The sequence below is a fragment of the Streptomyces sp. NPDC025833 genome, from assembly GCF_055558055.1.
Genome location: NZ_JBVHNF010000030.1, coordinates 1 through 20,841 on the forward strand (window position 1 = coordinate 1; position 20,841 = coordinate 20,841).

General features: G+C 73.9%; 15 protein-coding genes. 14 read left to right on the top strand and 1 reads right to left on the bottom strand.

Translation table 11 applies throughout. The features are described 5' to 3' along the window. Positions 1-167 precede the first annotated feature (167 nt). From ACZ4K2_RS35005 to ACZ4K2_RS35030, 6 genes are all read left to right on the top strand, one after another. A complete protein-coding gene (locus tag ACZ4K2_RS35005) occupies positions 168-596 on the top strand; it encodes a hypothetical protein (RefSeq protein ID WP_467480074.1) in 429 nt (142 codons plus the stop codon). Further along, positions 584-1,249, top strand: coding sequence for a hypothetical protein (locus ACZ4K2_RS35010; protein WP_467480073.1), 666 nt, complete (start codon positions 584-586; stop codon positions 1,247-1,249). Before ACZ4K2_RS35005 ends, ACZ4K2_RS35010 begins: the two co-directional genes overlap by 13 nt. A 264-nt stretch (positions 1,250-1,513) precedes the next feature. Then, on the top strand, positions 1,514-2,698 hold the full coding sequence (locus ACZ4K2_RS35015; protein WP_467480071.1) for an ROK family transcriptional regulator: 1,185 nt from the start codon (positions 1,514-1,516) through the stop codon (positions 2,696-2,698). 403 nt (positions 2,699-3,101) lie between these two features. Then, a complete protein-coding gene (locus ACZ4K2_RS35020) occupies positions 3,102-3,326 on the top strand; it encodes a lasso RiPP family leader peptide-containing protein (RefSeq protein ID WP_467480070.1) in 225 nt (74 codons plus the stop codon). Between the two features lie 16 nt (positions 3,327-3,342). After that, positions 3,343-5,229 carry an albusnodin/ikarugamycin family macrolactam cyclase gene (locus ACZ4K2_RS35025; RefSeq protein ID WP_467480068.1) on the top strand — a complete coding sequence of 629 codons (1,887 nt, stop codon included), beginning with the start codon at positions 3,343-3,345 and terminating at the stop codon, positions 5,227-5,229. Continuing rightward, on the top strand, positions 5,226-6,041 hold the full coding sequence (locus ACZ4K2_RS35030) for a lasso peptide biosynthesis B2 protein (protein ID WP_467480066.1): 816 nt from the start codon (positions 5,226-5,228) through the stop codon (positions 6,039-6,041). The genes ACZ4K2_RS35025 and ACZ4K2_RS35030 overlap by 4 nt, the downstream gene beginning before the upstream one ends. A 180-nt stretch (positions 6,042-6,221) precedes the next feature. On the opposite strand, the gene ACZ4K2_RS35035 is transcribed toward ACZ4K2_RS35030, so the two are convergent. Then, positions 6,222-6,383: a hypothetical protein gene (locus ACZ4K2_RS35035; protein WP_467480065.1), complete on the bottom strand. Its 162-nt coding sequence runs from the start codon at positions 6,381-6,383 to the stop codon at positions 6,222-6,224. Positions 6,384-7,726: 1,343 nt separating this feature from the next. On the opposite strand from ACZ4K2_RS35035, the gene ACZ4K2_RS35040 reads away from it, so the two are divergent. The 8 genes from ACZ4K2_RS35040 (at position 7,727) to ACZ4K2_RS35075 (ending at position 20,834) form a co-directional block, all read left to right on the top strand. Beyond that, positions 7,727-9,205 carry a sugar transferase gene (locus ACZ4K2_RS35040; RefSeq protein ID WP_467480063.1) on the top strand — a complete coding sequence of 493 codons (1,479 nt, stop codon included), beginning with the start codon at positions 7,727-7,729 and terminating at the stop codon, positions 9,203-9,205. A gap of 73 nt (positions 9,206-9,278) precedes the next feature. After that, entirely contained in the window at positions 9,279-10,595 is a 1,317-nt protein-coding gene (locus tag ACZ4K2_RS35045; protein ID WP_467480062.1) for a nucleotide sugar dehydrogenase, read from the top strand. Next, the gene (locus ACZ4K2_RS35050; protein ID WP_467480060.1) at positions 10,552-11,850 is read left to right on the top strand and encodes a glycosyltransferase family 4 protein; all 1,299 of its coding nucleotides are present in this window, start codon (positions 10,552-10,554) and stop codon (positions 11,848-11,850) included. The genes ACZ4K2_RS35045 and ACZ4K2_RS35050 overlap by 44 nt, the downstream gene beginning before the upstream one ends. Continuing rightward, positions 11,847-13,217 carry a YveK family protein gene (locus ACZ4K2_RS35055; protein ID WP_467480057.1) on the top strand — a complete coding sequence of 457 codons (1,371 nt, stop codon included), beginning with the start codon at positions 11,847-11,849 and terminating at the stop codon, positions 13,215-13,217. The genes ACZ4K2_RS35050 and ACZ4K2_RS35055 overlap by 4 nt, the downstream gene beginning before the upstream one ends. Next, a complete protein-coding gene (locus ACZ4K2_RS35060; RefSeq protein ID WP_467480053.1) occupies positions 13,214-14,734 on the top strand; it encodes a Wzz/FepE/Etk N-terminal domain-containing protein in 1,521 nt (506 codons plus the stop codon). Before ACZ4K2_RS35055 ends, ACZ4K2_RS35060 begins: the two co-directional genes overlap by 4 nt. Positions 14,735-14,737: 3 nt before the next feature. Beyond that, positions 14,738-16,672, top strand: coding sequence for an asparagine synthase (glutamine-hydrolyzing) (asnB, locus tag ACZ4K2_RS35065; RefSeq protein WP_467480051.1), 1,935 nt, complete (start codon positions 14,738-14,740; stop codon positions 16,670-16,672). A gap of 23 nt (positions 16,673-16,695) precedes the next feature. Further along, complete coding sequence (locus tag ACZ4K2_RS35070; protein ID WP_467480049.1) at positions 16,696-18,879, top strand: bi-domain-containing oxidoreductase; 2,184 nt, start codon at positions 16,696-16,698, stop codon at positions 18,877-18,879. Further along, complete coding sequence (locus ACZ4K2_RS35075) at positions 18,876-20,834, top strand: heparinase II/III family protein (protein WP_467480047.1); 1,959 nt, start codon at positions 18,876-18,878, stop codon at positions 20,832-20,834. The genes ACZ4K2_RS35070 and ACZ4K2_RS35075 overlap by 4 nt, the downstream gene beginning before the upstream one ends. The last annotated feature ends 7 nt before the right edge of the window (positions 20,835-20,841 follow it).

Here is a 20,841-nt window from a genome sequence, read left to right on the forward strand (position 1 = left end):
CGCGTGGCCCGCGCCCGGGGGGGGGCCCCCCCCGGGGGGGGCGGGCGGGGGGGGCCCCCCCCCCCCCCCCCCCCCCCCCCCCCGTCACCCGCCGGACACCGACCCGGACCGGTGCGCTGGCCGGCGGGCGGCGCGTCCGCCGGCGCAAGGCACGACGTACGGCGCTGATGACCGCCGTGGTCACCGCGGGGGGACTGCTGATGGCGTCACCGGCACACGCGGACTACGACGACACCGCGTTCAGGAGCGTTTCGATCAACGGGGGCATGCCCATCGTGGTGGGCGACACGGAGTCCCTCACCGTCCCGGTCGTCGCGGAGATCCAGGACAGCGCCAAGGTCCTCGCGAGCATCGCCGCGGCGCTCCTCATCGGCGGCCGCGGCTGGTTCCTGGAAGGCGACGCCGGCCGCGACATGACCTGCACGCGGTCCGCTCAGACGGTGAGCAGGTGCACCGGGACCTCGATCGTCGCCCCGACGCAGCCGGTCAACTCCTCGGCGGCACCGGTGTACCTGAGCGTCATCCGGTACGGACTGGCCACCTCGTACCCCGCCCCGAGTACGCCTCGCTGCCCGGCCGCAGCGTGCCGCTGCTGAAGCGGACCGCGCTGACGGCGGACGCCGCTCCCGAGCCCGTCCGCAAGGGCGGCACCCTCACCGTCACGGGGCGGCTCACGCGACCGGACTGGCAGACGTGGGACGCGACGGGGCACCCCGTCCTGGTCGGGTACGCGGGGCAACGGGCCGTGCTCCGGTTCAAGAAGTCGGGCGCCACGTCCTACAGCACCGTGAAGACGGCCACCATCGGCACCGACGGCAACCTGCGCACCACGGTCACGGCGAACGCCTCCGGCACCTGGCGGTGGTCCTTCGCCCGGAACGGCACCTCCTCGGCCGCCGTCTCGGCAGGTGACACCGTCGCCCTGTCGAAGGCCGCCCGGCTGACGGTGGACGCGGCCCCGGAACCGGTGGCCAGGGGCGGCAGGCTCACGGTGCGGGGCCGCCTCACCCGCGCCACCACCGACGCGGCCACCACGTTCGTCGCCCTCGCCGGCCGGCCGGTGAAGCTCCAGTTCAGGAAGTCCGGCACGAGCGCCCACACCACGGTCAAGACCGTGACCAGCGGCGCGGCCGGGAACCTCACGACGAGCGCCACCGCGAGCGCCGCGGGCCACTGGCGCTGGTCCTGCGCGGGCAGCCCGGCGGACGCGCCCGTCAACGCGGCCGCCGACCACGTCGCCCTTCGGTAGCCGGGTCCGGGGCCCGTCCGGGACTCAGAACCGGGCAGGCTCCATCCCTGCGTTGTCATCTTGATGCGTTCTGCGGAATCCGAATGACAGTTTCGGTCAATTTCCATCACGGTTATCGATCATGTTCAGATTGCGGACGCCGCACCGCCGCGGGGAGCGCCGCACCAATCGAAGCCGCCCCTCCTTCAATTCGAAGATCCACCTGCTACGGTCGGGAAGCGAAGCGGCCGGACCGCGGGGGCAGCCGGGGGGCGAGGGGGCGTCATGGGTGACATTCGTGAGTTCTTCGGCGGGTTAGGCGGAACGCCGAAACGCAATGAGAACCGCAGGAAGGTACTGCTCGCCATCGCGATCAAGGCCGACACCCAGGTCGGTATCGCCCGGCGCACCCTGCTTTCCCAGGCCACGGTGTCCACGGCGGTCCGGGAACTCGAAAAGGAACGCATGGTGACCGGCCGGGTCGGCAAGGTCTGCCTCGTCCCCACCGAGCTGGTCGGCGTGGGAGTGCACCTCGGCTTCAACCACGTCACGGTGGTCGCGCGCCGGCTCGACAAGGAATTCGACACGGTGTCCGTCCGCATGAACTCGGAAGGGGTGGGCCGGGGCTGGAACCGCGCCCGGCCCGCCGTGCAGGACCTGATCCAGGAGGCCGTCAGGGAGACCGGCTGCACGCTGCCCGACGTCTTCTCCCTCGGCATCGCCGTGCCCCGGATGATCGACCCGCGCACGAACGAGTTCACGCAGCCCATACTCCACCCCTGGCGGACCGGCGACAGCCCGGCGCGGGACCTGGGGAGCTGGCTGGGCGTCCCGGCGTCCATCGACAACGACGCCAACCTCGGTGCGCTCGCCGAGCAGACGTACAGCCAGCGGGAACACGCCGAGACCGTGATCTACGTGAAGGTCTCCACCGGTGTCGGGGCCGGGATCATCATCCACAACAGCCTGCTGCGCGGGCGCGGCGGGATGGCCGGGGAGATCGGCCACCTCACCCTGGAGCCGGACGGCGCGATGTGCCAGTGCGGCGGGCGCGGCTGCCTGGAGACCGTGATCGGCGCCGCAGCGCTGGTGCAACGGGTGCGCCAGGCCCGGACCAGGGCGGGCGCCGCCGACTTCGAGCACCTGGAGGACGTCATCCGGGCCGCCAAGGAGCAGGACCCCGTCTGCATGCGGGTGATCAAGGACGCGGGGCGGACCCTCGGTACCTACCTCGCCCAGCTCTGCAACCTCATCAACCCCGACGTCGTGGTCGTGGGCGGCCAGCTGACGGAGTGCGAGCTGCTGATGGAAGGCTGCGAGGAGTCGCTGCACCGCTTCGCCCTCCCCGGCGCGGTGGCCAAGAGCTCCGGCTTCGTCCTGGAACTGAGCGAACTGAGGACGAGGGCCGAGGCGCAGGGAGCCCTCGTCCTCGGCCTGCGCGGCCAGGAGAGCCCCCGAAACGCGGTGTGACCCCGCACCGGAGCCACGCACCGCCGCGGGCATCGGCACGCCGTGGAGGCGCCGGCCGCACGTCCGGCGAGGGGTGCGGCGCGGCACTCGAATCCGGTCGGGCGTCTTTCCGGGATCCCTTTCTTCGAAATCAATGAAGGGGCGCGGGCCGGCCGTGATATCGGCTTCGAATGCTTGAGCCGCGGCCGTCGAACTGCACGGCGGCCGAATCGCACGCCGGAACCCGGACCGCGCCGAAGCCGTTCACGGAATCGGCCCCCGCGGGAAAAGCGCCTGCTCAGCCGATGGGCCGGCGGATTGCCGGATCCCGGCTGCGCCGAAAGATCACGTGGCATACTGCAGGCGTGTGCCCAGTGGCCGAAAAGGCCGCTTCCCGTGCCCTGTTCTTCCTGACGAGGCAGCCGTGCCCTTGACCCGAGGCGGCCCGATGTTCCACGAGCCCATTTTCGAGTACCTGTCCGACCGTGCGGCCGGTGAAGGAAAAGGAACACTTCCGGGCGGGCCGCCCCCGGGCGAGGACATCTCCTATGTGTCCCCTGCCCTCGTCGATCTGGGACACGTCCGCGATGTGACGCTGGGCAGTTCCCCGAACGGAAACGCCGACGCCAACTCCCAGTACTACTGGTAGGGATCTCGTGGTCGCCATGCCCGTCGGTCCCGGCAGGACCGGCCCGGCGTCCGCCACCGGCGAACCCGGCGTCCGCCTGCCGGCCGGGCCGGCCGTCGCCGGACTCCTGCCGCCGGGTCCCCGCTTACCGGACCCGGCTAGACAGATGTGGGCCGCCGACCCGCGGCTGTGGTCGTGGGGGGCCTGGCACCCCGGTGAGGTGCGCACCGCGGTCACCGAGCGGGCCGGGATCGTCGCCGTGGGCCAGTGTCTGGCCGGTTCCACGCGGATGCGGGACGACGTGACGCGGTCGGCGCAGGACGGCGACTGGGAGAGGCTGACCCGCTGGCCGGGGGCCTACCTGCTGCTGGTGTCGGAGCGGAGCGGTCGCTTCACCGCCTTCACCGATGCCGCCGGGCAGTTCCCCCTCTACTACGCGCGGTGTGACGGCCGTACCGTGGTCTCCACGCGCGCCACGGCCGTGGCCGTCCTGACGGGCCGGGACGCGGCCCCGGACCCGCTGGCGCTCACGGCGCACATCGTCTGCCCCGCGGTGCCCGAACTCCTCGGGACGCGCACGGGTTTCGCGGGCGTGCACCGACTGGGGCCCGGCGAAACACTGTGCGTCGACCCGGCCACGGACACCTTCGCCCGGTCGGCCCACGTGTCCCCCGCACCCGACGGCGCCGCCCGCACCGCGGACGCGGCGGCCCGCCTGCGCGGCTCCCTGACACAGGCCGTCGCCCTGCGCGTCCGCGAGGCCTCCCACGTCACCAGCGACTTCAGCGGAGGCATGGACTCCACCTCGCTGGCCATCCTCGCCGCGGACGGGGGGCGGCCCCTGGACGCCTTCGTCTACCACCACCCCGCGGCGCCGGCGGGCGATCTGGAACACGCCCTGCGCCACGCCCGCGAATCGACCGGCATCCGGCTGCGCGTCACCCGGGGCGGCGACGCCTCGCTGCCGTACGCCGGCCTGGACGCCCGGGGACGGGCCGACCAGCCCGATCCGTCCACCGCGATCGTCGCCCGGCTCCGGTTGCGCCTCACGCACATCGCGACCCGCGGCGGAGGCGTCCACCTGACGGGTGAGGGCGGCGACGCCCTGCTGACCGCGCCGCCCGCGTACCTCGGCGAGGTGGCCGCGTCCCGGGCGGTGCGCCGGCTCACCCGGGACGCCTTCGCCCTCGGCAGACTGCGCCGCGTCTCCCCCGCCAGGGTGGCCCGCCAGGCGCTGCGCCTGGCCCACACCCCGCTGGACCGGGCACTGCTCGACCTGGCCGCGCGCCTGGAACGGCCGCTCCCCCGCCCTCCGCAGTGGCTGGACGCCATCGGCTGGTGGCCGCCGCCAGGCCCCGAGGCCTCGTGGCTGACCGCGCGGGCCCGGCGCGACCTCGCCGAGCTGGCCGCCGAGCGGGCCGGGCAGGTGCGCCGCGCCGGGCCGGGGCCGGGTCCGGGCGTGCGCGCAGCCCTGTGCGAGCTGCGCAACTCGGCGAGCCTGCACGGTCAACTCGTAGATGTGGCCAGACCGTTCGGGGTGTGGCCGCAGGCTCCGTTCCTGGACGGCGATGTCGTCCGGGCGGCCATGAGCCTACCGATGCCGGGGAAGGCGGACCCCTTCACCGTCAAACCGCTCCTCGGAGCCGCCCTGGCCGGTGCGGTGCCCGCGGCCGTGCTGGACCGGCGCACCAAGGGCGCCTACGCGGCGGAGGACTACCTGGGCGTCCGCCGGGCGGCGCCGGACCTCCGTACGCGTCTCGCCCGGTCGCCGCTGGCCGACCTGGGCATCGTGGAGCCCGCGCGGGTCGTCGCCGCCCTCGACGGTGCCGTGCACGGCCTCGCCTCCCCCTTCCCCGCGCTCAACCGCCTCCTCGGGGTGGACGTGTGGCTGGACGGACTCCACGCGGCCGGGGAGACACGATGAGCCCGGGTGCGACGATCCGGTTGCACGTGCCCGACCACGTCCAGGAGAGCCCGGGCGCCCACGGCGACGCCGTGCTGCTGGACACCCGCTCGGGCCACTGCTTCGCCATGAACCCCGTGGCGGGGCTGCTGTGGCGGGAGTGGTGCCGCAGCCGGGACTTCGAGACCGGGGTACGCGTGGCGGCCCGGCGCTTCCCCGGGCTCGGCCCGGACCTGATCCGGCGGGACGCGCGGCGGCTCGCCGACGACCTCCTCGACCGCGGCCTGCTGGCCGCCCGCCCGGCGGGCGGTGCCCCCACCGCGCCCGACGGGGCGGGCCCGTCGGACGCGGTGGGAGAACCACCCGCCGGTCCCGGGCGTGCGGCCGGCGGGGCGGAGGTGACCATGGCGGCCGCTCCCGTGGCGGATCCGGCCGGGGCGGGCCGCTCGCCCGCCCGGCGGACCCCGCCCCTGGCGCTGCTCGGCCTGCTGGTCGCCCTGGTGCTGATCCGGCTGCCCTTCGGCATGCTGCTGCGGGCGGTGCGCTGGACCTCGCGCCACTGGTGCCGGCGGGAGGCCACCGCCGCCGAGGGGGCGGTGGCCCTGGCCGCGGTACGGCAGGCCGCCGCAAGGTACCCCGGACGCGCCGCCTGCCTCGAGACCTCCCTGGCCACGCTGATGCTGCTGGCCCTGCGCGGGCGCCGGGTGACGTGGTGCCTCGGCACGGCCGCCGACCCGTTCCGGTTCCACGCCTGGATCGAGGCGGGGGGTTCGCCGGTCACGGCCGCCGACGAGCACGGCATCGAGGACTTCCGGCGTATTTTGACGGTCTGAATTCTTCGAAAACCGATTCGCCCGGCCGCACCGAGTGGAATTACCGGGCAGTTTCAAGGGCGATCGCCGAACGGATGCGCAGAAAGCCTTCACCTGTCACCGGTCCTGCGCTAGCCTGGCAAGGCGAAAGGGCGGCTGCCCGCCTCGGCAACCGCCCTCCGCGAGGGATCCTCACATCCCTCAGATGCGCCCGAACAGCGCGTCTACCGGTGTCGTCGTACCCCCGTGCGCCTGTGCCAGCAAGCTCCAGAGCACGAGGACGACGACGATGACGACCATCCGCAGCTGCTCCTTTCGCAGGGAGACCGAGCAGCGGGTGGTCATCGTCATCTTGAGACCCATGATTCCTTCACCTCCTTTCCGGGGGTCGTCCCCCCTTGCGTAATCCAGTGTTATCCGGCACCTGGACTAAATCAATCGCCTTCACCGTGGCCGGTGACGGTCTTACAGGCGCCTTACCGCGTCACGTTGTCCGGCCGGAGAATTCAATTCGCAGCGGTCCGTGCGGCGCCGCCGTCCGCACGGCGCGGTATTGAAAGGCGGGGCGGCCCGCCGCCCGTCCCTGACCCCGGGCGGCTCCGCGGACGGCCGGCGGGACACCGGCAGAGCGCGGCCGCACCGGCGTACCGCCACCCACGCGGGAGTCCGGGCGGTCCGGCACCAAATCGAAGGCCGGGCGGTGCGCCACCCCCCTTTCGGGGCCCGAATGGACGGTCAGGCCGCCCGGTTGGGCGGTATATAAGCCCCATATCGACCATCACTCCATAGAATGTGATGCTGGTCACATTTACTGGACCGTTCCCGTCGACGGGCTGTACAGGCCGGTCCGAGTCGTAAGCGCGGACCGAGTCGCACCCGCCCGGGCGACTCCCGTTCTTCCGCCTTTCCATGATCGCGGAATGCGGACGACGACCGGCCGGTTGGTCCACACATTCCCCGCGCAAGACCTCCTGGAATATGCGCAGTCGATCACCGTGCCCCGGAGACCCGGTTCAGGCCATGTTCTCGGGCCTTTCGCCGACCTCTCCGCACCGGCGGGCGCCGGGTATTTCGATCAAGGTGGCCAACGGCGCACAGACGGCCGGCGCGGTCATAAAGCCTGGCCCGCTCCCCTTTGGGCATGCCGTAGGACATCGACACGATCAAGTGTGCGATTCGTCGCCCCGGGCAATCGACACTGCCCACGTCGGGCGCCCGAAGGGGGTGACCGGACCGTGGACCAAGTCTCAAAGCTTGAACACGAATTACACACATCCTCTCTCCATCTCGGTTCCGATGGTCTAGATTGACCGTGCTTCAGCGCACACGAGGCGACCATTGACGATCTATCGGTCCGGCGTTGCGGAAAGCCAGAAGTCACGTCCCCGGCGCCAGACGTGGGGATGATCGAATTTCGGGCCCTGAGGGGTTTGGGTGTGGGGGCACCCGAGGTTCCGCGACGGGCTGCGGCACACCCAGGAGATCCGGCAGCCGTGCCTCCGCTGCCGCCCGGGTGGAGTGTCCGAACAGTTCCACGACAGCCGGGGCGACCCGCGCGCGGAGCCGGGGGCCGCCCGCGGGGAGGAGCAGCGCGGTACGGGGGCGGGGGCCCCGAGGGGAGGAACGGTGCGGGGGGGCGAGGGCCTCCCGGGGGGAGGAACAGTGCTGGGCGAACACGTCGGACCACTGGGGACCTGGGGGGTTCTGTGCGGCAGGGGGGTGTAGTCAGCCCGTTCCCGTCGGCGCGCGAGCGTCTGGCGGACGGGGCGATCGGCCGACCCGCGGCCGACTGGGAGCAGCGGTACCGCCGTACCGTGATCATCGGCGACACGGTCGCCACCGCCTTCGTCGTGGCGGCGATCGGCGACTTCTTCGGGGCCCGGGACGCGGCCAACTGGCACGAGAAGTGGGGCATCCTCGCCTTCGGCACCGAAGTGCTGGTGCTGGGCGCGCTGGCGGTGGGCCGGGCCTGGGCCCCGGCCGTACTCGGCCAGGGCGCCGAGGAGTTCCGCCGGCTCGGGCGCTCGCTGTTCGCGGCGACCGTCGTCCTGGCGCTCGGCGGGATCGCCCTGACCTCGCGCAACATCAAGCTCTGGATCTTCGTCGCGATCCCCGCGATCGCGCTCGTCACCATGACGACGCGGTACCTGCTGCGCCTCTGGCTGCACAGACAGCGCAAGGACGGCCGGTGCCTGAGACCGGTGCTCGCCGCCGGGAGCCCGGCCACCGTGCGCGACCTGATCACCCGGACCCGCAAGTTCCCGCACCTGGGCTGGCGGGTGGACGCGGTGTGCACGACGGACGGCCCCGGGCTCGACGGCGACCAACTGGACGGCGTGCCGGTCGTCGGCCCGCTGGCGGACGTCGCGGGCCACGTCCGCCGCGACGGCTACCGTGTCGTCGCGGTCACACCGGACCCGCACTGGTCCCCGGACCGGTTGCAGCGGCTGGCCTGGAACCTGGAGGGCAGCGACGCCGAGATGGTCGTGGCCCCCGTGCTGATGGAGGTGGCCGGCCCGCGGCTGCACATCGACGCGGTGCTCGGGATACCGCTGCTGCGGGTCAGCATGCCGACCTTCACCGGCGGCCGGCGGGCGGTCAAAGGCGTCGTCGACCGATTGGGCGCGGCGATCCTGCTGGTGCTGTTCGCACCGCTGATGGTGTTCGTCGGGCTGCTCGTGGTGGCGGACAGCCGGGGCGGGGCGTTCTACCGCCAGCGCAGGGTCGGCAAGGACGGCCACGAGTTCACCATGTACAAGTTCCGCACCATGGTCGTCGGGGCCGACGGGGCACGTGCCCAGCTGGCCCACCGCAACGAGGGCGCCGGCCCGCTGTTCAAGCTCCGCCGGGACCCGCGTGTGACCGGGGTCGGAACGGTGCTGCGCCGGTACTCGCTCGACGAGCTCCCGCAGCTCCTGAACGTGCTCACCGGATCGATGTCGCTCGTCGGTCCACGGCCTCCGCTGCCGGAGGAGTGCGCCGCGTACGACCCGGACATCCGGCGGCGCCTGCTGGTCAAACCGGGGCTCACGGGCCTGTGGCAGATCAGCGGGCGCAGCGACCTGTCGTGGGAGGAGGCGGTCCGGCTGGACCTGCGGTACGTGGAGGACTGGTCGCTGGCCCTGGACACGGTGATCTTGTGGAAGACGCTGCGCGCGGTGTTCTACGGACAGGGGGCCTACTGATGTGCGGGGGCCGTCGTCCGGCCGGTGCGCGGACCGCGGGCCGCAGGGGCCTGCCTGGGGGGAGGAACGGGAGATGAAGGTCAGCGTTTTCGGGCTCGGCTACGTGGGCTGCGTGTCGGCCGCGTGCCTGGCCAGCATGGGGCACGAGGTCGTCGGGGTGGACGTGAACCAGGTCAAGGTCGACCTGGTCAACGACGGCAGGGCCCCGGTGGTCGAGGAACGGATCGGTGAACTGGTCGCCGACGTCGTGCGGACCGGCGCGTTACGCGCCACCCGCGACGTCCGCGAGGCGATCGCGGCCAGCGAGATCTCGCTGGTCTGCGTGGGCACGCCGTCGGAGCCCAACGGGAGCCTGTGCACCACGTACTTGGAGCGGGTCACCGCCGAGATCGGCGCGGCGCTGGCCGAGCGGGGCGGGCGGCACACCGTCGTGTTCCGCAGCACCATGCTCCCGGGCACCTGTCTGAACCTGCTGGTGCCGATCCTGGAGAAGCACGTCGGCGGCACCGCCGGGGTGGACATCGGGGTCGCGGTCAACCCGGAGTTCCTGCGCGAGGGCACGAGCGTGCGGGACTTCTTCGACCCGCCCAAGACCGTCATCGGCGAGCTGGACCCGGCGAGCGGCGACGCGGTGCGGGCGCTGTACGACGGCTTGCCCGGCGAGGTGTTCCGGGTGCCGGTCCCGACGGCCGAGGCGATCAAGTACGCGGACAACGCGTTCCACGGTCTCAAGATCGGCTTCGCGAACGAGCTGGGCGCGGTGTGCCAGGCGCTCGGGGTCGACTCGCACCAGGTGATGGACGTCTTCCTGGCCGACCGCAAGCTGAACATCAGCTCCGCCTACCTGCGGCCCGGCTTCGCCTTCGGTGGCTCGTGCCTGCCCAAGGACCTGCGCAGCCTGGTCCACGCGGCACAGCGCGCCGACGTCTCGGTGCCCATCCTGTCCCATGTGCTGCCCTCCAACTCCGACCACCTGCAACGCGCGGTGGAGCTGGTCGAGCGCACCGGCAAGCGCCGGGCGGGCCTGTTCGGGCTGTCCTTCAAGCCCGGCACCGACGACCTGCGCGAGAGCCCGCTCGTCGAGCTGGCGGAGCGGCTCTTCGGCAAGGGCTACGACCTGCGGATCTACGACGCCAACGTGAGCCTCTCGCGGCTGCTCGGCGCGAACCGCGAGTACATCGAGACCCGGTTGCCGCACCTGGCGCAGCTCCTCGCGGACTCCGTCGAGGAGGTGCTGGACCATGCCGAGGTGTGCCTGGTCGGGACCAGGGACCCGGCCGTGCTGTCGGCGCTGCCGCACGGCGACGGTCCGCTGATCGTCGACCTCGTCCGCCTTCCCGACGCCGATGTGCGCCGGGCCGAACCGGGATACATGGGCCTTGCTTGGTGACACGAACGGCGGCGGCCGGCCGGTCCGGCGCGCGCTGATCCTGGTGGAGAACCTCTCGGTGCCGTTCGACCGGCGGGTGTGGCAGGAGTGCACGACGCTGCGCGACGCCGGCTGGACGGTGCACGTCATCTGTCCGCGGGGGAGCAAGCGGGACACGGAGCCGGAGGCGGTGATCGACGGGGTGCGGATCCACCGCTACCCGCTGGACGCCGCCACCGGTGGGCCGGCCGGCTACCTGCGGGAGTACGGGACGGCGCTGTGGCACACGTTCCGGCTGGCCCGGAAGATCGGCCCGGTCGACGTGGTCCACGCCTGCAACCCGCCCGACCTGCTGTTCCTGCCGGCGCTGTGGCTGAAGCGGCGCGGGGCGCGGTTCGTCTTCGACCAGCACGACCTGGTGCCCGAGCTGTACCTCTCCCGGTTCGACCGCGGTGAGGACCTGCTCTACCGGGCCGTGTGCGCGCTGGAGCGGATGACCTACCGGGTGGCGGACGTCGTGCTCGCCACGAACGAGAGCTACCGGGACGTCGCGGTGCGCCGCGGCGGCCGGCGGCCGGAGGACGTCTTCGTGGTGCGCAGCGCACCGGACGTCGAGCGGTTCCACCCGGTGCCGCCCGAGCCGGAGTTGAAGCGCGGCAAGCCCCATCTGCTCTGCTACCTGGGCGTCATGGGTCCGCAGGACGGCGTCGACTACGCGCTGCGGGCCCTCGCGAAGCTGCGCGACGAGCTGGGCCGGACCGACTGGCACGCGGTGTTCGTCGGTGCCGGCGACACCTTCGACGCGATGGTGGAGCTGTCCCGGCGGCTCGGGCTCACGGACCAGGTGCAGTTCACCGGCCGCATCGCGGACGCGGACCTGGCGCGCTACCTGTCCACCGCGGACGTGTGCCTCTCCCCCGACCCGCACAACCCGCTCAACGACGTGTCGACCATGAACAAGGTCCTGGAGTACATGGTGATGGGCCAGCCGATCGTCTCGTTCGACCTCCGGGAGGCGCGGGTCTCCGCCGGTGACGCCGCCGTCTACGCGCCCGGGAACGACGAGTCCCGGTTCGCCGCGCTGATCGCGCTGCTGCTGGACGATCCGGACAAGCGGAACGAGATGGGCAAGATCGGCCAGGAGCGGATCGGCGGGCCGCTCTCGTGGCGCAACTCGCAGGCCTCGCTCCTCGCCGCCTACGCCGCCGTCCGCGGGGACCGGGGTCCGGTGCGGGCGGGCGGTCCGGGCCGGGCGGGGAAGAGGCCGCGTCGTTGAGCGATGACACCATCCGCCTGGCCACGGTCGGACGGATCATCCGTCGGCGGTACCGGCTCCTCACCGTCCTCGCCGTGCTGGGCGCGCTCGTCGGCTACGGCGCCTCGCTGCTGTTCCCGCCCCGGTACACGACATCCGCATCGGTGCTGCTGCCGGGGGCGTGGGAGGAGCGCGAGCTGCTGACCCAGACGGAGATCGCGACCAGTTCCGTGGTGGTCGACCGCGCGGCCGCCGCGCTCGGCTGGTCCGGGGTCGACGGTGGCGAGCTGCGGGACCGGGTCGGCGCCAAGGCCACCGATGGGAACATCATCAGGATCTCGGGCACGGCGGACACCCCGGAGCGCGCGCAGCAGCTCTCCGACCAGGTGGCCCGGCAGTTCGTCGCGTTCGCCGCGCGGATCGCGGGGGACGGCGGGGACCCGGACGGGGCGGGGCGGCCCGAGGCGCTGCGGCAGCTCGTGATGCGGACCAGCCGCCGCATCACCAAGCTGGCGGACGCGGCCGGTCCGGGGCAGAGCGTGGAGAGCGTGCAGACCAGGACCGAGCTGGCGAAGCTGCGCACCGCGCTCCAGGAGGCCGTCGACAAGCTGGAGCGGGCCGACCCGGCCGCCGACCAGGGCAGCATGGTCGTCATGGGGCCCGCGGCCCGGCCGGCCGGCGAGGCGCCGCCGACGACGACGCAGCTCGTCGGCGGCGGGGCGCTGGCGTTCTTCCTGCTCGCGGTCATCGGCCACCTCGCCGCCGCGCGGATGAGCCGCCGGCTGCGCACCGAACCGGAGATCGCCGCGGCACTGGGCTCGGCACTGCTGGGCACCGTCGACGTACCCGGTGAACGGGCCGCGCTCCGCGCGGAGGGCGGTGGCGCGCGGGACCGGGTCCGCCGGCTGCTGGGCGTCGACGTCCGGTGGGACGCGCCCGCGCCGCGCGCGTCCGGCGACGAGGCAGGCGGGCTGATCCGCTGCCGGCGGGTGTGCGCGCGCCTGCGGGACCGGTCGCCGGCCCCCCGGCGGCTGCTGGCCGTCGTCCCGGAGGGGGACGAGCTCGCCCGCCGGGCCGCGGGGCGGCTCGCGGCCGAGGCCGACGGCGATCCGCTGCTGCGGGTGGTGGAGGTGCCGGTGAACCGGCCGATGGTGCCGGACCGGGGTGCCGAGTCCGGCGCCCTGGTCGTGCTCAGCCCGGGCAACTGGACCGCGGCGGAGCTGGCCGGCATCGCCGAGGCGTGCGCGGACGCCCGGCACGAGGTCGTCGGCGTCGTCGTCGCCGGCCCGCTCCCGGCCCCCGCGACGCGGCCGGCCGGCCGCCGTCCCCGGGCCGCCGCCGCGCCGGCCCTCGCGGTGGGCGACGACGCGAGGGAAGGGGCGAGGTGACGGCGCGTACGGCCGCGGAGCCGTCGTCCGCCGTTCCGCTGCTGGACCTGCACGCGCTGGTGGTGGCGGTACGCAGGCGGCGCCGTCTCTGGGCGTCCCTGGCGCTGCTGGGCCTGCTCGCCGGGGTGGCGGTGGCGGTCCTGCTGCCGCCGCCGCCGACCGCGGTGACCAAGGTGCTGGTCGCGCACCAGCAGGACCAGCCGAACGACCCCGGGACGCTGATCCGCACCGACGTCGGGCTGCTCCAGACCACCCGGATCGCCGGCCAGGCGCTGCGCTCCCTCGAGTCCTCCGAGAAACCGGAGGACTTCATGCGGGAGTACGCGGGCGCCGGGTTGACCAACAACCTGCTGCAGATCACGGTGACGGGAGACAGCGAGGCGGCGGCGGTGGCCCGCGCCGACGCGCTGGCCGGCGCGTTCGTCGCGGACCACGTGCGGCGGATACGGCAGGCCGCGGACGCCGAGGCCAAGGCCCTGCTCGGCCAGCGCGACCGCATCCGGGACGACCTCGCCCAGGTCGACAAGGCGATCGAGGACGGATCGTCGCAGGACGGGCCGAAGGCGTCGGCGAACATGGAGTCGCTCTTCGCCCGCCGGGCCGAACTCACCTCGCGGATCGCCGACTTCGGCCAGCGTGCCGCGGAGGCGCGCGTCGGCACGCCCCAGCTCATCGCCGGGACCCAGGTCGTGGACGCCCCGCGTCCGGTGCGGACCTCCCTGCCCAGGACCGCCGCCACCGACGCCGTCGTCGGGTGCGTCCTCGGGCTCGCGCTCGGGCTCGCGGTGGCCGCGGTCGGCGCGGTGGTGGCGGACCGCCCCGTGCTGCGCCGGGAGATCGCGGCACACCTCGACGCCTCCGTCATCGCCGAACTGCCCTGCCGCCCGGCCCGGTTGTGGGGGCGCCGCCGGGTGCGTGCGGCCCGCGAACGGCTCACCACGTCGCTCGCCCGCACCGTGCGCGACTCCGCGGAACCGGTGTCGCTGCTCGAACTGGGCTGTGCGCGCAGCGCGAGCACGATCGCCCTGGACCTCGCCGGGGCCCTGGCGGCCCAGGGGCCCGTGGTGGTCGTCGACGGGCTGCCCGGCCCGCAGCTCTCCGGCCGCCGCCCGAAGCCGGGCGACCCGGCCGTGGTCGGCGCGGAGCGCGCCGCGGCCGGGTCGCCGCAGGAACGCCGGCTCGGCGTCGGCTCGGTGGCGCCCGGCACGGCGTGGACCGACCTGCCGCACCTCGGCACCCGGACGGTGCTCGTGGTGCGTGCCGGGCACGGCAGCGTCGCCTGGCTGCACACCGTGGCGCGGCAGCTCGCGGACCAGGACATCGCGGTGATCGGTGTGGTGCTGATCGACCCCGATCCGCGTGACCGGACCGACGGCACGCTGTGGGACGGGCTGCGCACCGCGCCGCGCGGCAGGAACGAGCGGCCGGCCCGGCGGATCGGGCCGGGCCGGCGGCGCAGGGAGCGGCTGCCCGTCTGGGCGGACGCGGTCCCGGACAGCGACCAGGAGGCACGGTAGGACATGTGTGGCATCGCAGGCACGTACCGGTGGCCGGACGGGAAGGCCGTGACCGACCGGCTCACCGACACCCTCGCCCACCGCGGTCCGGACGGGTCGGGCCGGTACAGCCATCCCCTCGGTGACGGCGAGGTCCACCTCGGGCACCGCCGGCTGGCCATCGTCGACCTGTCCGGGACCGGCGCCCAGCCGATGGCCTCGGGCGGCCTGGTCCTGACGTACAACGGCGAGCTGTACAACGCGCCCGAGCTGCGCGCCGAGCTGGCGGCCGCCGGGGTGCGCTTCCGCGGCACCTCCGACACCGAGGTGCTGCTGGAGGCGTGGCGGCGCTGGGGCACGGACTGCCTGCCCCGGCTGCGCGGCATGTTCGCGTTCGGGGTCTTCGACGAGCGGACCGGGGAGCTGGTGCTCGCCCGCGACCAGCTCGGCGTCAAGCCGCTGTTCCTGCTGCGGCGCGGCACGGGGCTGGTGTTCGCCTCCGAGCTGAAGGCGCTCGCCGCCGTGGCCGGCGGATCGCTGGAGGTGGACCACGCGGCGCTGGTGGCCTCGCTGCTGTACTACTGGGTGCCGGACTCGCGGTGCGCGTTCCGCGAGGCGGAGAAGCTGCCGCCGGGGAGCTGGCTGCGGTGCCGGCCCGACGGCCGGGTGGAACGCGGCCGGTACTGGAGCCTCAGGGACGTCGCCGCCGAGGCCCGGGACCGCGCCCGGGACGGCGACCGGCCGGACATCGCGGCCGTCGTCGAGGAGTCGACCCGGCGTCATCTGATCTCCGACGTGCCCGTGGCGACCTTCCTCTCCGGCGGGCTGGACTCCAGCTACCTGACCGCGCTGGCGGCCCGGGACCGGCCCGGGATCTCCGCGTACACGATCGGGTTCCGCGCCGAGGACGCCAGGTTCGAGGCGATGCCGGACGACCTGCGCCACGCCCGGCGGGTGGCCGAGCGGTTCGGCGTCGACCTGCACGAGATCGAGATCGCCCCGGACGTGCTCGACCTGCTGCCGCGGATGACGTACCACCTGGACGAGCCGATCGGCGACCCCGCCGCGATCAACACGTACCTGATCTGCTCGGCCGCCCGGGAGGCCGGCGTCAAGGTGATGCTCTCGGGGATGGGCGCCGACGAGCTGTTCGCCGGGTACCGCAAGCACCTGGCGAACCTGCTCGCGCTGCGCTACCAGCGCGTCCCGCGGCCCCTGCGGCGCGGCCTGGCCGGGGCCGTGGACCGGCTGCCGGTCGCCTCGTCCCGCCGGGGGTACCGGTCGGTGCGGTTCGCGAAGCGGTTCCTCTCCTTCGCCGATCTGCCGGAGGAGACCGCGTTCCGGCGCAGCTACACCATGTACGACCGGGACGAGCTGCTCGCCCTGGTCGATCCGGACCTGGCCGGGACGGTCGGGGACGTGCTGACCGAGCACGCGGACGTCTACCGGGACAACGACCTCGACGACTTCGTCAACCGCATGTGCCTGGGCGACGCCCGGATGTTCCTGCCGGGTCTGAACCTCGCGTACACGGACCGGTCGAGCATGGCCGCGTCGACCGAGGTGCGGGTGCCGTACGTGGACGTCGAGGTGGTCAAGGCGGCGTTCGCCGTGCCGGGCGACCGGAAGATCGTCGGGCGGCAGGGCAAGGCGGTGCTGAAGGAGGCGGCCTGCTCGGTCCTGCCCCGGGAGATCGTGTACCGGCCCAAGGGCCTGTTCAGCGCCCCGCTGCGCGCCTGGATGAGCCGGGACCTGGCGCCGCTGGTGCGCGAGGTGGTGCACGACGGCGTGCTGGTCCGCTCCGGGTTCCTGCGCCGCGACGCGCTGGCCCGGCTCGTCGCCGAGGACGCCGCCGGGCACCGGGACTACTCCAAGCATCTGTGGCATGTGCTGACCCTCGAGTACTGGTACCGCGGCGCGACCTCCGGGTCCGGCCAGGGCTCCTCCGTGACGGCGTAGAGACAAGAGGACGAGGACATCGGGTGAAACAGGTTGTGCAGAACTACAAGAGCGGCGAACTGGCGCTGCTCGACGTGCCCGTGCCGGGGTGCAAGCCGGGCGGTGTGCTGGTCCGCAGCGCCTACTCGCTGATATCCACGGGGACCGAGCTGATGAAGGTGTCCGAGGCCGGCATGTCGATGCTGGGCAAGGCCCGCTCCCGGCCGGACCAGGTGGCCAAGGTCGTGCAGAGCGTGGCCGTCAACGGGGTGCCCGCCACCTACCGCAAGGTGATGGGCAAGCTGGACTCCTACACCCCGCTGGGCTACTCGCTGTGCGGGGTGGTCGAGCAGGTCGGCGCCGGGATCGACGACGTGGCGGTCGGCGACCTCGTGGCCTGCGCCGGCAACGAGCACGCGCTGCACGCCGAGCTGAACTGGGTGCCGAAGAACCTCTACGCCCGGGTGCCGGACGGTCTCGCGCCGCGGCACGCGGCCTTCGGCACCGTGGGGTCGATCGCGTTGCAGGGCGTCCGGCAGGGCGAGTCGCGGCTCGGCGAGGTGGCGCTGGTCATCGGCCTCGGGCTGATCGGGCAGTTGGTGGTGCAGTTGCTGGCCGCCTCGGGCGTCCGCGTCGTCGGGGCCGACCCCGATCCGGTGCGCTGCGAGCTGGCCGAGCGGCTGGGCGCGGCGGCCTGCGGCGATCCCGCCTCGGCGGCCGTGGAGAGCGCCGTCGCCGATCTCACCGGCGGGCACGGCGTGGACCAGGTGTACCTGGCCGCGGGAGGCGGCAGCAACCAGCCCGTCGAGCTGGCCGCGCGGCTGAGCCGGGACCGCGGCCGGGTCGTCGACATCGGCAAGTGCAGCCTCGACCTGCCGTGGAACGCGTACTACGAGAAGGAGCTGGACGTCCGGTTCTCCCGCAGCTACGGTCCCGGCCGCTACGACCCGGAGTACGAGCTCCAGGGGCGGGACTACCCGATCGGCTACGTGCGCTGGACCGAGCGCCGCAACCTGGCGTGCTTCCTCGACCTCGTCGCCCGCGGCAGCGTCGACGTGGAGCCCCTGGTCTCCCACGTCGCCGACTTCGACGACGCCGTCGAGACGTACCGGAGCCTGGAGGACGGCGGGCTGAAGGCGGTAGCCGTGCTGTTCCGGTACCCCGGGCACACGGCCGGGGCGCCGGCCCCGGCGGTGGCCGTGCCCGCGGTGCGGCGGCCGGGCGGCCCGGCGGCCGCCCCGCGCCGGGCCGCCGGGTCGCCGGTGCGGCTGGCGTTCGTCGGCGCGGGGAACTACGCGACGTCGATGCTGCTGCCGCACCTGGCGCGGCGCGACGGCGTCGAGCTGTCCACGGTCGTCACCACGACGGCACTGTCCGCGGCCAACGCGCAGCGGAAGTTCGGCTTCGCCGGGGCGACCACCGATCTCGACGCCGTGCTCGGCGACGAGTCCGTCGACGCGGTGTTCGTGGTCACCCGGCACAGCTCGCACGCCGAACTGACCCGGCGGGCGCTGCTGGCCGGCAAGGCGGTGTTCGTGGAGAAGCCGCTGGCGCTCACCGAGGACGAGCTGGCCGGGGTGGTCGCGGCGGTGGAGGAGTCCGGCAACGACCGGTTGCAGGTGGGCTTCAACCGCCGGTTCGCGCCGCTGCTGCGGGAGGCCAGGGAGCGGTTCGGCGCCCGGACCGGTCCGGCGAGCCTGCGCTACCTGGTCAACGCGGGCCGGCTCGCGCAGGGCAGCTGGTACCTCCGGCAGAACACCGAGGGCTCCCGGTTCGCCGGTGAGGGCGGGCACTTCATCGACACGGCGAGCTGGCTGCTCGACGCCGATCCGGTCTCGGTGCACGCGGTCGCCGCGCCCGGCGACGAGGACCTCCAGGTCGTCCTGCGCTACCCGGACGGGTCCACCGCCACCGTCAGCTACGTCACCAACGGCGCGCCCGGCTTCCCGAAGGAGACGCTGGATCTGGTCGCGGACGGCAGGGTGCTGCGGCTCGACGACTTCGTCCGCGCCTCGGTGTACGGCCGCAAGCGGTGGGTCAGTTCGCGGCTGCCCAAGGCCCGGGACAAGGGCCAGTCCGCCGAACTGGCCGCCTTCGTCAGGGCCGTGCGGACCGGCGGTCCGATGCCGGTGCCGCTGGAGTCGCTGGTCGCCACCACGGCGGCCACCCTCGCCGTGCGGACCGCCCTGGCCGGCGGGGCTCCGGTGACCCTGGCGGGGGCCCGATGACCACGAGCGCGGGCTGGTACCTGCGGCGGCTGTCCCGGATGGGGCCGCGGGAGGTCGGCGGCCGGGTGGGCGACGCGGTGCGCAGGCGGCGGTGGCGGACGGCGCGGCCGGACTGCCCGAGGGTGACCGGCGCCCGGTTCACCGCGGTGCTGCCCGCGGGCGCGGTCGCCGCGGTGCCGCCGGACGCCGCGAAACGGCTCGTCGCCGAGGCGGACCGGCTGCTGGCCGGAGAGGCCGGGTTCTTCGGCGTGGTCCGCGACGACCTGGCCGACCCGGACTGGTGCCACGACCCGAAGACCGGGCGCCGGGCCCCGTGGGCGTACGCCTTCGACGTGCCCTACCGGGACGAGGACGCCGTCGGGGACGTCAAGCAGATCTGGGAGCTGTCCCGGCACCAGTACCTCACCGTGCTCGCGGCGGCCTACGCGGTCACCGGCGACGAGCGGTACGCGGAGCGGGTGGCCGGGCACCTGCGGTCGTGGTGGGCGGCCAACGCGCCGCTGCGCGGAGTGCACTGGACCAGCGGCATCGAGCTGGGCATCCGGCTGCTGTCCTGGGTGTGGATCCGGCGGCTGCTCGACGGCTGGCCGGGCGCGGCCCGCCTGTTCGAGGACAACCCGGTGGCGCTCCGGCAGATCTGGCACCACCAGCGCTGGCTCGCGGCCTTCCCCAGCCGGGGGTCCTCGGCCAACAACCACGTCGTCGCCGAGGCCGCGGGGCAGTTCGCCGCGGCGTGCGCGTTCGGGTGGTTCCCCTCCTCGGCGCGCTGGCGCGCCGACGCGCTGCGGTCGCTGGAACGCCATCTGCGGAGCAACACCTTCGGCTCCGGCCTCAACCGCGAGCTGGCCACCGAGTACCACGGGCTGGTGCTGGAGCTCGGCCTGGCCGCGGTGGCCGAGGCGGACGCGGCCGGGGTGCCGGTGCCCGCGTCGGTCCGGCTGGTGCTGCTGCGGATGACCGACGCGCTCGCGGCGGTCGTGGACGGCCGGCTGCGGCCGCCGCGCCAGGGCGACGCCGACGACGGGCACGGTCTGGTCGTGGACGGCCCGGACACCGACCGCTGGGGCTCGCTGCTGGCCACCGGGGACGCCGTGTTCGGCCGGCTCGCCTGGTGGCCGGAGGTGACCGGCACCGATGTGCGCACCCCGCTGCTGGCCGCGCTCGTGCGGCCGTACGGGCAACCGGGCACCGCGCCGGCCCTGTCCCGCCCGGCCGTCCGGCCGGCCCATTTCGCCGACGCGGGCATGACCATCCTGCGGGGCCCGGGGGAGATCTGGTGCCGCTGCGACGGCGGCCCGCACGGCTTCCTGTCCATCGCCGCGCACGCCCACGCGGACGCGCTGTCCGTGGAGGTCCGGCACGACGGGGTCGACGTGCTGGCCGACCCGGGGACGTTCTGCTACCACGGGCAGCCCGAGTGGCGGCGGTACTTCCGGTCCACCCTCGGCCACAACACCCTGCAACTGGACGGTGCCGACCAGTCCGTCTCCGGCGGCCCGTTCCTGTGGACCCGGCACGCCCACAGCCGGGTCCTGGCCGTGGACGCCTCCGGCGAGGGGGTGGCCCGCTGGAGCGCCGAGCACGACGGCTATCCGCGCTCCGTGCACCGCCGCCGGGTGGAACTGACGGCCGCGCGAAAGGAGTTGAGGGTGGTCGACGAGGTGCGCGGCCCGGGCCGGACCGTGCGACTGGCGTTCCACCTCGGGCCGGCGATCACCGCGGACCTGGCGGGGAACCGCGCGCGGCTCACCTGGAGCCGGGACGGCGAGGCCCGCTCGGCGGTGCTCGACCTGCCCGGGCAGCTGAGCTGGCGGGCGCACCGCGGCGAGAGCGACCCGCCGCTGGGCTGGTACTCCCCCGGCTTCGGGCGCAAGGAGCCCAGCACGACGCTGGTCGGCACCGGGATCGCCGAGGGCGTGGCGGGGTTCACCACCGTGCTCGCGTTCCAGGATTAGGGGGGCG